Source organism: uncultured Porphyromonas sp. (assembly GCF_905372525.1).
Classification (GTDB): domain Bacteria; phylum Bacteroidota; class Bacteroidia; order Bacteroidales; family Porphyromonadaceae; genus Porphyromonas.
Genome location: NZ_CAJPPN010000026.1, coordinates 1 through 13,830, shown reverse-complemented (window position 1 = coordinate 13,830; position 13,830 = coordinate 1). Strand labels below are relative to the sequence as shown.

Here is a 13,830-nt window from a genome sequence, read left to right as displayed (position 1 = left end):
GCATCTCCCTATGAAGAGGCCACACCCTAGAGAGCTAGAGTGTGGCCTCGTCGTACACAGCCCACACCTTGGCTAGTCTTTATATCTTTGTGGGACAAATGGACTTAAGTACGACAGAGCAATGACGAACGACCAAGACAGGCTACACCTGCTACCCGCTATATACACACGGCGCTCCGTGCGCCAGTTCACCGATGAGCCCCTCTCGGGCGATGAGGTAAGACTCCTGCTGGAGGCGGCTCTGAGAGCCCCCTCCTCCCGAGGTCGGCACACGACGCAGTTCATCCTCGTCGAGCAGCGAGACACCCTCAGGGAGCTTAGCTATATGCGGGAGGATGGTGTAGGCTTCCTACGAGAAGCCCCTCTAGGGATCGTCATCCTCGGCTCGCCTATGGAGTGCGAGAAGTGGATCGCTGATGCGACCCTCGCCGCAGGCTACCTACAGCTACAGGCAGAGGCGCTAGGACTCGGCTCCTGCTGGGCCAATGTCTACGGATGCTATACCCCCAATGGGCAGGAGTCTGTCGAATATGTGCGCAACGTCCTCGACATCCCCTACCAGCTGGAGGTACTCTGCATTATCGCCATCGGACACAAGGCTCATGAGACCACTCCCCACCCCATCGAGGAGCTCCGCTGGGAGCAGATCCACCTAGAGCGGTACAGCCTACCCGAGGAGAGCGAGCAGGAAGGATAGCGATGCACAGCACACCCCACAGATCAGCGAACACCCCAGCCGAGGAGCAGCGTATCGTCCTCCTCGGAGCGGGCAACGTAGCCACCCACCTAGCCCAAGCTCTGCACGGCCTCTCCACGAGCCTAGGGCGCTGTCGGATCACCGAGATCTACAGCCCCAGCGGAGTGAGTGCCTCCAGCCTGGCCAGCACGCTAGAGGGAGAGGTCAGGAGCACTAGCGAGCTCACCGAGCTCAGCCAAGATGCCGACTGGTACATCTTCGCCGTGCGGGATGATGCTCTCCCCTCGCTCTGGCAAGCATTGGCAGGGTGCACCTCAGGGATCTGGCTACACACCTCGGGCAGTACCCCTCTGGAGGCTATGGCAGAGTACCACCAGCAGGTGGGTGTCTTGTATCCCTTACAGACCTTCAGCAAGGCAAAGGCCATCGACTTCTCCACCGTCCCCCTCTATATCGAGGCGGGCGAGGGAGAGACGCTGAGCCATATCCGCCAGCTAGCAGAGAGCCTGAGCCACGAGGTACACGAAGCCTCCTCGGCACAGCGTGCTATCCTACATGTAGCAGCGGTCTTCGCCTGTAACTTCAGCAACCACTTGGTCGCCCTAGCCGAAGAGCTCCTCACCAGCCACGACTTACCACAGAAGGCACTCCTCCCCCTGCTTAGTGAGACCCTAGAGAAGCTCTACACCCTCCCAGCCTCCGAGGCACAGACTGGGCCTGCCGTCCGAGGAGATCGTCAGACCCTAGAGCGACACCTCTGCCTCCTGCAGGGACGACCAGAGCTAGAGTCCCTCTACCGCCTACTCTCGGAGCAGATCCAGTCAAGGAGCAAGCTACTCCACCCCTAGCCCTCTCCCCCTTGCTTAGGCAAAGATCTACCCGTGAAGGCCTGAGAAGAGAGCCCGCTAGAGCCCGTATTAGACAGGTACGCAGAGGAGACTCTACAGAGCGACAGCGAGCCATAGGGGACACCTCACTGCCAAAAGCAGATCGCCCCGATGATCCACTTGGGTCATCGGGGCGATCTGCTTTTGGCCTTAGCCTAAGTCAGGCTGTGGCGTGGCTATGGAGGAGGTTAGTCCCTACTACTTCGTCTGCGTGTAGCCGAGGGACTGTAGGATGGTAAGGAGCTTGGTGCGCTGGTCACCTTGGATGAGGATCTCTCCGTCCTTGGCAGAGCCCCCGACCCCACAACGCTGGCGAAGGGTCTTACCTAGTGCCTCGAGGTCTTCATCAGAACCAACAAAGCCCGTGATAAGTGTCACCTCCTTGCCCCCTCGTTGCTTGCGGGAGAGCGAGAGGCGTAGGCGTTGCCCAGCAGGAGGGAGCGTCGCTACCTCGGGTTGGTCCTCCTCCGTGGTATAGCTATAGTTGGGATCGGTGCTGTAGAGCACCCCTAGGCGTTTCTTCCAGTCCGACATAGAGGTGGAGAGCTTAGGGATTGACCTCTAGGGAGAAGCCCTGAGGCAAGAAGGTAGACACATCCCCCCCATAGTGCAGGAGCTCACGCACCACAGTCGAACTGATGTGGGTGAACCGCTGCGAGGCAGGTAGGAGTACCGTCTCCATATCGGCGATATGGCGGTTGAGGTCGGCCAGCGTACGCTCGTACTCCATATCGGTACTACTGCGTACACCACGTAGGAGGACCTTCACCTTGAGCTCCTGTGCTAGCGACACGGTGAGTCCCGTATAGGTCAGCACACGTACGCGTGGCTCATCGACATAGTAACGCTGGATCTGCTGGAGACGCTCTTGGGCGGTGAAGAGGTTGCGCTTAGCATCGTTCGTCCCGATGGCAACAATGACCTCATCGAAGAGGTCAAGGCCACGAGCTACGATATCGGCATGACCACGAGTGAAGGGATCGAAGGACCCCGCATAGAGAGCTTTGCGCTTCATGAGAGAGGAGAACTTTACTACTTCGTTAGGTCAATGATCTCCTCTGGTGCAGGCGTGAGGCACTCGACACCTGTAGCCGTCACGAGGTAAGTATTCTCTATACCCACTGCACCGACACCGGGGAGGACAAACTTAGGCTCGAAGGCGATCACCATCCCCTCCTCGAGGACATCCCGACTGCGCCCCGTCAGCACGGGCATCTCGTTAATCTGCAGCCCTAGGCCATGCCCTACGAACTGCGCCTGCTGCTCCGTCCCCATGAAGTAGGGCTTAGCACCCTCTGCCTCCACGATAGCGAGCGTATCGGTGTAGAGGCTTGCGCAGGTAGTACCCGGCCGAGCCTGCTGCATGACCTCCCGATGGAGGCGACGACTCAGCTCATGTAGGCGATAGGCTTCGTCTGGCAGACGACCTACCGAGTAGGTGCGTGTGAGGTCAGAGTAGTAGACCCCATAGTTGCCCGCCATATCGATCATCACCGCCATACCTGGCTCTAGGGGAGTGCCATTGGCTCCGAGAGGTAGGGCAAGCGTGCCTGCACCTCCGAGAGCAAAGTCATAGGGCGAGGGTGCCCCAGCATTGTCCCCAGCCAGCAGACTACCCATATAGATCTCCATCGCTGTACCGAAGCAACGGAAGAGACCTACCGATCCCCCACGTCGCATCCTATACTCGATCTCGATCTGCAGGTCACGATCCGTCATGCCGGGACGATACAGATCCTTGATGTAGCTATAGGTACGTACGTGTCGCTCTGCTCCCTGACGGATCTGCTTGATCTCTAGTGGGCTCTTCACCATGCGAGCTTCTCTGAGGAGCGTCGTCGCATTCTGTACCTGGGCATTGGGGAAGAGGCGGGCTTGGCGCTGAATATCCGAGTAGGTCTGCTCGTCCAGCTCGAGGGCGACCGAGGTCAGCTGAGTGGTATCCATCAGCTCAGCGACCTGCTCGATCTTGCGGATAGCATGTACTCCCTCCTGCCCCTGCACGAGGGACTGGGGACGACGGATGAAGAACTGTGCCTCCCCCTGCTGTGGTATCACGGCTAGGCCGGAGAAGATGTGTCCGAAGGTGTAGAGTAGATTGACATTCGAAGCAATGACGAGTGCGTCGATCCCCTCTCTCTGGAGGAGTGCCTGCACACGCCTGATACGGAGCTGGTAGTCCAGCCGATCATCTGAGTGAAGCATTTGTATAGGTGGGTTCATAAAGTTTCGATAGGGAGCAAGCTAGGAGTAGATCAATAGCCAAGACTAGGGGAAGGGTACGCCTCCCAGCGGGTCGACCCCTCCTGCGAGTGGGTCATCCTGTCCCTGCGCAGTCCCCTGCGCTTGGGCCGAGGCTATGGTGCGACCACTGAGTGATACACCCTTGCCCGGTGCGGCGGAGGCACCCGCTGCAGTAGCTGCTGACTCGGGCTCATCCATGGGAGAGAAGCGGGCATAGTCGGCCTTGAAGGTTAGGCGCACCTCCCCTACAGGGCCATTACGATGCTTGGCGATGATGAACTCCCCTACGCCACGTAGTGACATCCCCGTCTCGGGGTCTACCGTGATCTTGTAGTACTCGGGGCGATGGATGAAGCAGACGATATCAGCATCCTGCTCGATAGCACCAGACTCACGAAGGTCGGAGAGCTGAGGGCGCTTGCTATTGGCATCCCCACCCTGCAGTCGGTTCTCCACACCACGGTTGAGCTGGGAGAGGGCGATGATGGGGATATTAAGTTCCTTAGCGAGCATCTTGAGGGAGCGGGAGATGGTACTGACCTCTTGCTCTCGGTTGCCGAAGTTCATCCCGCTGGCATTCATGAGCTGCAGGTAGTCGATGATGATGATCTTCACCTGATGCTCACGCACCAGACGACGAGCCTTGGTACGTAGCTCAAAGACGGAGAGCGAAGGGGTATCGTTGATGAAGAGGGGCGCAGACTCCAGCGTACTGATACGATTGTTGAGGCGTACCCACTCCTCATCACTTAGGCGACCGCTCTTAATCGTCTGCCCGTTGATCTCACAGACGTTGGAGAGGAAGCGCTTGACGAGCTGCACGGCACTCATTTCGAGGTTGAAGAGTGCGACGGGTATCCCATGGTCCACGGCCATGTACTTAGCCATCGAGACGACAAAGGCCGTCTTACCCATAGCGGGACGTGCGGCTATAATGATGAGGTCAGAGTTCTGCCAGCCAGAGGTCATCTCGTCTATGTCGTGGAAGCCCGTGGTCAGTCCGCTGATCCCCTCGGAGCGGTTAGCGGCGATCTGTATCTCGTTGATAGCGCCCTTGACGAGGGGGTTGATGGGGACGAAGTCACGGCTAGAGTTCTGCTGAGCGATCTCGAAGAGTGAGCCCTCGGCCTGCTGGATCTGCTCTTGTACGTCGATGACATCATCGTAGGCGCCCTTGAGCGTCGTCGAGGCCATCCCGATGAGACGACGGCTGAGTGCCTTATTGTAGAGAATATCAGCGTGTGCCTCGAGGCTACTGGTAGACATCACCTTGGAGGTCAGGCCTGCGATGAACGCGGGGCCACCGATCTCGTCCAGCACCTCCATCCTACGTAGCTCCTCGGTCACAGTGAGCATATCGATAGGCTGCTGTGCCATCGCTAGGGTCACCATCGCTGAGTAGACGAGCTCGTGTGCCTTGACGTAGAAGGTATCGGGGCGCAGGCGCTCACTCACTCGGGCATAGGCATCCTTCTCTAGGAGGATCGCCCCGAGGACGGCCTCCTCGAAGTCCGGAGCCTGTGGCGGTATGCGCCCATCCATCTCCATCGGGACGACGGGCTTAGGCGTCTTGGGGCCTCGCTTGGGGGTCTTTGTCGTTGTTGCCGTTGCCATACGGATTAGTCAAGCTTCAGTACCGCTAAGAAGGCCTTCTGGGGCACCTCTACGGTACCGATCTGCTTCATGCGCTTCTTACCCTCCTTCTGCTTCTCTAGGAGCTTGCGCTTACGGGAGACGTCCCCACCATAGCACTTGGCCGTCACGTCCTTGCGCACAGCCTTGATCGTCTCTCGAGCGATGACCTTGGCTCCGATAGCAGCCTGGATAGCGATGTCGAACTGCTGGCGAGGGATAAGCTCCTTGAGCTTCTCACACATCCTGCGCCCAAAGGCTACGCTATTATCCACGTGTGTGAGCGTAGAGAGGGCATCCACGGGGTCGCCGTTGAGGAGGATATCGAGCTTCACGAGCTTGGAGGGGCGGAAGTCGCTGAGGTGATAGTCAAAGGAGGCATAGCCCTTGGACACGCTCTTGAGCTTGTCGTAGAAGTCGATCACGATCTCACCGAGCGGTAGGTCAAAGAAGATCTCGATACGATCCCCCGATATATACTCCTGCTTGATGAGCTGGCCACGCTTGCCGAGACAGAGCGTCATGATCGGGCCGATATAGGCTGTGTTCGTAATGACCGAGGCACGGATGTAGGGCTCCTCGATGCGGTCGATGAGCGTCACATCGGGTAGCCCGGAGGGGTTGTGCACCTCTAGGCAGTTGCCCTTCTTGTCATAGACCTTGTAGGAGACGTTGGGGACGGTCGTGATGACGTTCATCCCAAACTCTCGGTCTAGTCGCTCCTGGATGATCTCCATGTGCAGGAGGCCGAGGAAGCCGCAGCGGAAGCCGAAGCCCAGAGCGATAGAGCTCTCTGGCTGGAAGGTCAAGGAGGCGTCATTGAGCTGGAGCTTCTCTAGCGAAGCACGTAGGTTCTCGAAGTCCTCACTCTCGATAGGATAGAGCCCAGCGAAGACCATAGGCTTGACTTCCTCGAAGCCTGCGATCCCCACACTTGCTCCCCCCGTGACGTGGGTGATGGTATCACCGACCTTGACCTCTCGGCTGGTCTTGATCCCCGAGATGATATAGCCGACATCGCCCGTACGCACCTCTCGTCGAGGCTCCATATCCAGGCGAAGGACGCCCACCTCGTCGGCGTCGTACTCCTTGCCCGTGGCGATGAACTTGACGTGATCGCCCTTGCGTAGGACACCATTGACGACCTTGAAGTAAGCGATGATCCCCCGGAAGGGGTTGAAGACGGAGTCGAAGATTAAGCACTGTAGGGGAGCCTCAGGGTCTCCCTCGGGGGCTGGGATACGCTCCACGATGGCACGGAGGACCTCGTCTACACCGAGCCCGGTCTTACCACTAGCTCGGATGATCTCCTCACGCCGACAGCCTAGGAGCTCGATGATCTGGTCCTCTACCTCCTCGGGCATTGCGCTCGGCAGGTCTACCTTGTTGACAATAGGGATGATCTCTAGGTCATGCTCTAGCGCCATGTAGAGGTTGGAGATGGTCTGCGCCTGTATCCCCTGGGCAGCATCGACGATCAGCAGAGCGCCCTCACAGGCGGCGATGGAGCGGGAGACTTCGTAGGAGAAGTCCACGTGCCCCGGGGTATCGATGAGGTTGAGGACGTAGTCCTGACCCTCCAGCTGGTAGTTCATCTGGATCGCGTGGCTCTTGATGGTGATCCCTCGCTCACGCTCTAGGTCCATATTGTCTAGGACCTGCTCCTGTAGGTCTTTGCCCGAGACCGTCTGGGTCGTCTCTAGGAGGCGGTCGGCCAAGGTACTCTTACCGTGGTCAATATGGGCTATGATACAAAAGTTCCTTATATGCTTCATCTTGATGACAAAGATACGACGAAGATTACTAAGTAGCTCACACCTTCGCTGCTACCCCTCTAGCGCTTCTCTCTCCCCGAGAGGCTTGTATAGAGGGCGGGGGTACCACTCCGTAGGTCGTCTCCCCCCCGAGGGACTCTATATATAATGTGGGCAGCTCTAGTCTATCCCCCTCAGCTCCGTGAGGAGCTCCGTGAGGGAGGGATAGCTCCGCATCCCTCTCGCCGTCGTCAGGGTCCACCCTGCCGGGCTCACGAGGACACGAGGCTGTACTCCGGGCTCTGTCGTAGCGTAATAGCCGAGGCGGGACAGGGCGTGTGACGTCCAGCGGAGGCGAAGGGACTCGTCCGAAGAGGAGGCACTCAGCTCGATCGGGCGAAGGTCACTCTGCTGTACCGAGAACTCCCCTCGCTCCATATCATAGCTCAGCTCTGCACTGCCGAAGACACGCTCTATATCCCCCCCGAGGACGAGCTCCTCGGGAGCGCCCGAGACGATCCTCCCCGAGCGATCTATCAGCCAAAGGGTATCTGCCCAGCTGAGGGCAAGCTCCAGCTCGTGGGTAGAGATCAAGATACTCTTCTGTAGCTCACGAGCTAGCCGACGTAGCATGAGCACGACCTCCAGCCGGGAGGGGAGGTCAAGGTGCGCTGTCGGCTCGTCTAGGAGGATCAGAGGCGTATCCTGCGTGAGGGCTCGGGCGATCATCACCCGCTGTCGCTCCCCATCACTCAGCTCCGTGAAGATACGCTGAGCCATATCCCCCAGCCGGCAGGCGTCGAGCGAGCGACGGATGATCGCCTCATCCTCCGCCCTTAGCCCTCCGAAGAAGTTCGTGTAGGGGTAACGTCCCAGAGCGACGACCTCCCAGATCGTCATATTCCCCGTATCGACACGCTCCGTCAGGACAAGGCTCAGGAGCTGTGCCACCTCCTTCATACGTAGCTTAGATAGGCTCTTTCCCGAGATGAGCACCTCGCCCGAGAGGGGACTAAGGAGTCCTGCCATCGTATGCATCAGGGTGGACTTGCCACTCCCATTGGGACCCATGAGCATGACGACCTCCCCTGGGGCTATCCCGAGGTCGATACGCTCTGATACGACACGCTCTCCACGACTGCCCGCATAGCCCGTCGAGAGTGCTCTCAGTAGGATCTGTTGCTCGCTCTGCATAGGTTAGTGGAAGGTCTTGTGCCCCGAGCGACTCCCCAGCACCACGAGGATCACCACGGGGGCTCCGAGCAGTGAGGTCAGGGCATTGATCGGTAGGACGAACTGATAGCCCGGAGCCTGCGTCAGCAGGTCACAGACCAGTAGGAGTAGCCCCCCCATGAGCATCGTCGCTGGGAGTAGGACTCGATGGTCGGAGGTGCGGAAGATAAGGCGGACGAGGTAGGGCACCGCTAGCCCCAGAAAGGCGATAGGCCCCGTGAAGGCCGTGATACACCCCGTGAGGATGCTCGTGATGGTGATGAGGAGATAGCGCACAGCCACGAGATTGACCCCGAGGGAGCGAGCATAGCTCTCCCCGAGCAGGAGGGCGTTCATCTGCTTGGGCATCAGGAGCGAGCCCAGTAGCGCTAGACTCACGATCGGGAGCATAAAGGTCAGCTGTCGCCACGTCGTCGTCGAGACGCTCCCAAAGGACCAGATGAGGTACGTCTTCAGCATCTCTTGGCTGCTGAAGAACTGTAGGATCGAGATCACCGAGCTGGCTAGGAAGCCCACCATCACCCCGATGATCAGCACCGAGATCATATCCCTCACCCGAGTGGCTACGACAGAGATCACGAGCAGGATCGTGAGTGAGCCTAGGCAGGAGGCGATGATGATCCCCCAGGTATTCGCCCCGAGTGCGAGCGAGGAGAGCCCGGGGAAGAGTACCGAGGCCATCGTGTAGACCGCTACCCCGACACCAGCACCACTATTGATCCCGAGGATCGAGGTATCGGCCAGAGGATTGCGAAAGAGGCTCTGCATCTGCAGTCCAGCCACCGCTATACCTGCTCCAGCGAAGAGGGCAGTCACCGCCTTGGGCAGGCGGAAGTGTAGGATTAGATAGCTGTAGGTCGTCTCCTCCGACCGCCCCATGAGGGCATCGATCACCGCATCTAGGGGGATCGATACACTCCCCCACGCCACATCTAGGACAAGGAAGAGGAGGATCAGTACCCCTAGAGAGAGGAAGAGGAGCGAGGTACGTAGGCTCATCGCTCCAGACGAAGGAAGTAGGTGGGGCTATACTGAGGCAGGAGGTGTGGCCGGGTAGCCTTGATCAGGTCCTTGAGGATCAGGTGCGGGCGATAGGGTGCTCCCTCCCAGAAGTCCGAGCTCCCATAGCCTACCGTCTTGCGATCGACCCATACCGACCCTGTCTGTGCGGCATCAAAGTGTCCATAGCGGTCACTCAGAGCGAGGAACTCCCCGAGGCGAGTCAGTCGCTGGGGGGTCACGCAGATCCAAGTCTTGGCATGGCGATGACGGCTGAAGACGTACTCGAAGCCCACGGGCTCGCTCACCACACCACTAGGGGTAGCCTCGTAGCGGAGCTTAGCATCTCGGAGCATCGAGGTGACGTAGGAGTCCTCCGAGGGGATGTACCACACCCCCTGATAGTCTAGTCCATAGAGGATAGGGAGCTCCTCGGGCTCGGCACGTACCAGATCGCACGCAGCTCGGTACTCGGACTCTATGGAGCGGAAGGCGGAGTCGGCGACTTGGTTGCGCCCGAAGAGGAGCCCCACGACCTTGAGCCACTCCGCACGTGCCAGCAGGCTACCCTCCTGCCAGTTGTGGATCGTCAGCGTGCTGATACCTGCACGGATGAGCTCCTTGTCCTGCTCGGTGCTCTCGCTCATACTCTGGAGCAGGACATCTGGGTGGGTCGCTAGGATCTGCTCCACATTGCGCCCCATACCCTGACCGATATTGGCGATCTGCCCCGAGACGAAGCGCTGGTGTAGGAGGCTATCATTGATATTGGAGGGCTCACTGCAGGCCACCAGCACATCACGTAGCCCTAGGATCGGGAGTACCCCTACGTCGGTCGTGGAGAGGCAACCCAGCGTGCGGGCTGGGATGGGGATGAGCTGTGCCTGGGTCTCTAGGGCAGGCTTGTGCCCACGTGGATAGAGTATGTACCGCTCCAGCGTATCACGGGAGCCGGGCATGAGGATGAGGAGCTCCTTGTAGCCGGGGTGGTTCGTGACCTGCACCCACTCGGCATGGGTAAAGGTCACGGGGAAGGCAAAGTCCACCGAGTCCACCACGAGGCTATCGGTAGCACTGCTCTGCCCCTTCGTCCCACCGGTACAGCTAGCCAGCAGGACGAGGGCGATGAGGAGGGAAAGGATCTTTTTCATGAGTCAGGATCGGAGAGGATGAGGGAGCGAGGGACGCTCGGGGATAGGAGAATAGGGAGACCGAGAGGGAGGGCGAGTCGAAGCCCCTTACTTATCCGGAAGTACGAGTCGCTTGAAGCCTGGGGACATCACCGTGCGGAAGCCCGAGTGTCCATCCCCTAAGATCAGCATATACTCTACCCCGGGGAAGTGAGCCAGCAGAGCAGGCACCTCACTGGACTGGCGGGTCATACACGCCGTAGCGAGGCCATCAGCTAGCATACACGTGGGGGCTAGGATGGTCGCACTGAGCACATCGGTCTGCAGGGGATAGCCCGTGCGGGGATCGATGGTGTGGGCGAGCTTGACGCCATTGACCACACGGTAGTTGCGGTAGTTACCCGAGGTAGCTAGTCCCCCAGCCTCCCGAGGGAGCTGTAGACGTAGCTGTAGGTCATTGACCTGCCCCGAGGGATCATCGATGGGCTTATCGATCCCGATGATCCAGGGCTCGCCTGAGGGATTGACCCCGCAGTAGGCGATCTCGCCACCGAGCTCTACGAGGTAGTTGCGTGCTCCACGGGAGGCGAGCATACGCCCAACGAGGTCGGAGCAATAGCCCTTGGAGATCGAGGAGAAGTCCATCTTCATCCGGGGGTCCTCCTTGATCATCTCCTCACCCTCTAGTCGTACCCGCTGGTAGCCCACGAAGGAGAGGATACTATCGATCGCCCTCGGGCTCACGCTATCGACCTTCTCGAAGCCGAAGCCCCAGAGGTTAATCAGCGGAGCACAGGTCACATCGTAGCTTCCCTGACTATGTCGGGAGATCTCCATAGCCTGGAGGAAGACCTCACGGAGCATCGTATCGGTGTGAGTGGAGCGATTGCGGTTGATCGCCGTGATGAGGCTCGTCGAGTCAAAGGGGTTCAGCGACTGGCTGAAGACGTGAAAGGTCGAGTCCACCTCCCGCTGATAGTTCTCCTCGAGGTCATACTGAATCGAGAAGTAGGTGTGAAAGACCTCCCCCGTGAGCCGGGTATAGGTCTTCGCCTGCCGAGAGCTCTGGCAGGAGGGGAGGAGGACGAGAGTGCCTAGCAGAAGCCCCACGAGGAGGGCACTACGGCGAAGGGCTAGAGGACGGTACATAGGATGATGGGTCTACTATCCGTGGGGTGTCGGTGGGTGGGGCTAGAGCTCCTCCTCGATCTTGTAGTCGTTGCGGTCCTGGGACTGCCGAGCGATCAGCTCCGCTAGGAAGCCCGCTAGGAAGAGCTGTGTCCCGATGACCATCGCCGTCAGAGCGATGAAGAAGTAGGGACGTGAGGTGACTAGTGGTGCAGGGGTATCCGTGCAGATGTGGATGAGCTTGGAGACCAAGACCACGGCTAGGGCGATGAAGCCCACGATGAACATAAGGCTACCGCCTAGGCCGAAGAAGTGCATCGGCTTGCGCCCAAAGGTGGAGGTGAACCACAGCGTGATCAGATCCAGATAGCCATTGACGAAGCGGTTGAGCCCAAACTTGCTCGTCCCGTACTTACGTGCCTGGTGCTGGACGACCTTTTCCCCGATCCGAGAGAAGCCCGCTACCTTGGCCATATAGGGGATGTAGCGGTGCATATCGTTGTAGATCTCTATGCTCTTGACGACCTCGCTACGGTAGGCCTTGAGACCACAGTTGAAGTCGTGGAGGTTGTCGATCCCCGAGAGCTTGCGAGCCGTAGCGTTGAAGAGCTTGGAGGGGAGGTTCTTGCTCAGTACCGGGTCGTAACGCTTTTGCTTCCACCCACTGACTAAGTCGTAGCCCTCCTCACGGATCATCCGATAGAGCTCGGGGATCTCGTCGGGGCTGTCCTGCAGGTCGGCATCCATCGTGATGACCACGTCGCCACGAGTGCGAGCGAAGCCACACTGTAGGCCAGGGGATTTGCCATAGTTGCGTCTGAACTTTACGCCCCGCACATGCGGGTTCGCCTCCCTTAGACTCTGGATGACCTCCCACGAGTTGTCCGTACTGCCGTCATTGACGAAGATGATCTCATAGCTATAGCCATGCTCCTGCATCACCCGTCTGATCCATGCCTCTAGCTCGGGCAGGGATTCGGCTTCGTTGTAGAGGGGTATTACGACTGATATATCCATATACTGACCCTATTTTCTCCTAAGTATGAGCCCTACGACAATCCCCCAGAGTGCCCCCAGCAGGATCGTCAGGCAATAGTCTGACCACAGCCACTGTCCCACGCCGATCGCACGCATCTCCTCGAAGGTCTGCAGTAGGTCTGCCTTCCCCTGAATATTCGTCGTACGTAACGACTCCTGTAGCCCATCTAGGAACTGAGGCAGTGCGTGACGGAAGTAGAAGTACTGAGGGATGAGCGCCAAGATCCCCCCACAGACATGCAGTAGGACCACAAAGCTAAAGCCCTGCCTGAAGGTGAAGCCTCCCGCAGGATAGTAGTATGCCCGGAAGCCCGCTGCTCCTCGGTAAGCCATATAGGGCACGAAGAGGAGCAACCCTAGGTAGAGGAGGAAGAAGAGGGGGGAGATATAGATACCCAGCAGGCGGGCACTCGAGAGTGCCATGAGTATGATCCCAAAGGCAATACCAGAGCGTGCAGCCACTGGCAGTAGCGGAGAGGATGGAGTGGGTGAAGCCATAATTCTTTTTATTGTGCCACAAAGGTAGCATTATTAGAGCGATTGCCCAGCGTACCAGCGCTGATGCCCCCCCATATGCCCGCTCAGCAGGCAGGACGATGGGAACAAAGAGACCGATGAGGGCAATAGGGTCAGTCAATCTAGGGGAAGACGTGTAGGCACTGTGTCTCCTCCCCTACCCTTCGTGGAGTCCAGGACGGGGAGGTAAGCACTCGTCCGCCACCTCCTACCATAGTGCTCTCTTTCAGGGTATTCCCCTCATCTTACCTAGGCAACCAAAACGCTCTTACCGAGAGCGCACGAACGCTCTTACCGAGAGCGCACGAACGCTCTTACCGAGAGCGCGAGGACGCTCTTACCAAGAGCGCAAGGACGCTCTTACCGAGAGCGTTTTCCCCGCCTCGTAACAACTGATAAACAAGGAGTTACAGAAGGGGTAAAATCCAGCTGGAGGTATACCTCCCAACCAAAGACTTTCCTCCCCCTTCAGCCCAAGCCCTTACCCTCCCAAAAGCCACACCTTACCCCACTCGGGGGAGGCTTACTATGCTCGCTCCCCACCAGCCTCCTAGGTACCCTCCGACCTCCAC

At 58.7% G+C, this 13,830-nt stretch carries 13 protein-coding genes; 2 read left to right on the top strand and 11 right to left on the bottom strand.

The window, feature by feature from the left end; all coding sequences use genetic code 11:
* Positions 1-121 precede the first annotated feature (121 nt).
* Positions 122-697 (top strand): nitroreductase family protein, encoded by a 576-nt coding sequence (locus tag QZ170_RS06070; protein ID WP_297178635.1) that lies wholly within the window; start codon positions 122-124, stop codon positions 695-697.
* A 2-nt stretch (positions 698-699) separates the two neighbouring features.
* A complete protein-coding gene (locus tag QZ170_RS06065) occupies positions 700-1,545 on the top strand; it encodes a Rossmann-like and DUF2520 domain-containing protein (protein WP_297178631.1) in 846 nt (281 codons plus the stop codon).
* 237 nt (positions 1,546-1,782) lie between these two features.
* Here QZ170_RS06065 and QZ170_RS06060 read toward each other — a convergent pair whose 3' ends face one another.
* From QZ170_RS06060 to QZ170_RS06010, 11 genes are all read right to left on the bottom strand, one after another.
* Positions 1,783-2,118: a translation initiation factor gene (locus tag QZ170_RS06060; RefSeq protein WP_297178628.1), complete on the bottom strand. Its 336-nt coding sequence runs from the start codon at positions 2,116-2,118 to the stop codon at positions 1,783-1,785.
* A 13-nt stretch (positions 2,119-2,131) separates the two neighbouring features.
* Positions 2,132-2,599, bottom strand: coding sequence for a pantetheine-phosphate adenylyltransferase (gene coaD, locus QZ170_RS06055; RefSeq protein ID WP_297178625.1), 468 nt, complete (start codon positions 2,597-2,599; stop codon positions 2,132-2,134).
* A 17-nt stretch (positions 2,600-2,616) separates the two neighbouring features.
* A complete protein-coding gene (locus tag QZ170_RS06050) occupies positions 2,617-3,789 on the bottom strand; it encodes a Xaa-Pro peptidase family protein (protein ID WP_297178622.1) in 1,173 nt (390 codons plus the stop codon).
* Between the two features lie 63 nt (positions 3,790-3,852).
* On the bottom strand, positions 3,853-5,376 hold the full coding sequence (gene dnaB / locus QZ170_RS06045) for a replicative DNA helicase (RefSeq protein WP_297178668.1): 1,524 nt from the start codon (positions 5,374-5,376) through the stop codon (positions 3,853-3,855).
* Positions 5,377-5,447: 71 nt separating this feature from the next.
* A complete protein-coding gene (lepA, locus tag QZ170_RS06040; protein ID WP_297178619.1) occupies positions 5,448-7,235 on the bottom strand; it encodes a translation elongation factor 4 in 1,788 nt (595 codons plus the stop codon).
* Between the two features lie 159 nt (positions 7,236-7,394).
* Positions 7,395-8,408, bottom strand: a complete 1,014-nt coding sequence (locus QZ170_RS06035) for an ABC transporter ATP-binding protein (RefSeq protein ID WP_297178616.1) — start codon at positions 8,406-8,408, stop codon at positions 7,395-7,397.
* Positions 8,409-8,411: 3 nt separating this feature from the next.
* Positions 8,412-9,446, bottom strand: coding sequence for an iron ABC transporter permease (locus tag QZ170_RS06030; protein ID WP_297178612.1), 1,035 nt, complete (start codon positions 9,444-9,446; stop codon positions 8,412-8,414).
* A complete protein-coding gene (locus tag QZ170_RS06025; protein ID WP_297178609.1) occupies positions 9,443-10,597 on the bottom strand; it encodes an ABC transporter substrate-binding protein in 1,155 nt (384 codons plus the stop codon). The genes QZ170_RS06030 and QZ170_RS06025 overlap by 4 nt, the downstream gene beginning before the upstream one ends.
* 87 nt (positions 10,598-10,684) lie before the next feature.
* Complete coding sequence (locus QZ170_RS06020) at positions 10,685-11,725, bottom strand: FAD:protein FMN transferase (protein WP_297178607.1); 1,041 nt, start codon at positions 11,723-11,725, stop codon at positions 10,685-10,687.
* Between the two features lie 42 nt (positions 11,726-11,767).
* Positions 11,768-12,721: a glycosyltransferase family 2 protein gene (locus QZ170_RS06015; protein ID WP_297178604.1), complete on the bottom strand. Its 954-nt coding sequence runs from the start codon at positions 12,719-12,721 to the stop codon at positions 11,768-11,770.
* A 9-nt stretch (positions 12,722-12,730) separates the two neighbouring features.
* Positions 12,731-13,240, bottom strand: coding sequence for a DUF4199 domain-containing protein (locus QZ170_RS06010; protein ID WP_297178601.1), 510 nt, complete (start codon positions 13,238-13,240; stop codon positions 12,731-12,733).
* Between the last annotated feature and the right edge of the window lie 590 nt (positions 13,241-13,830).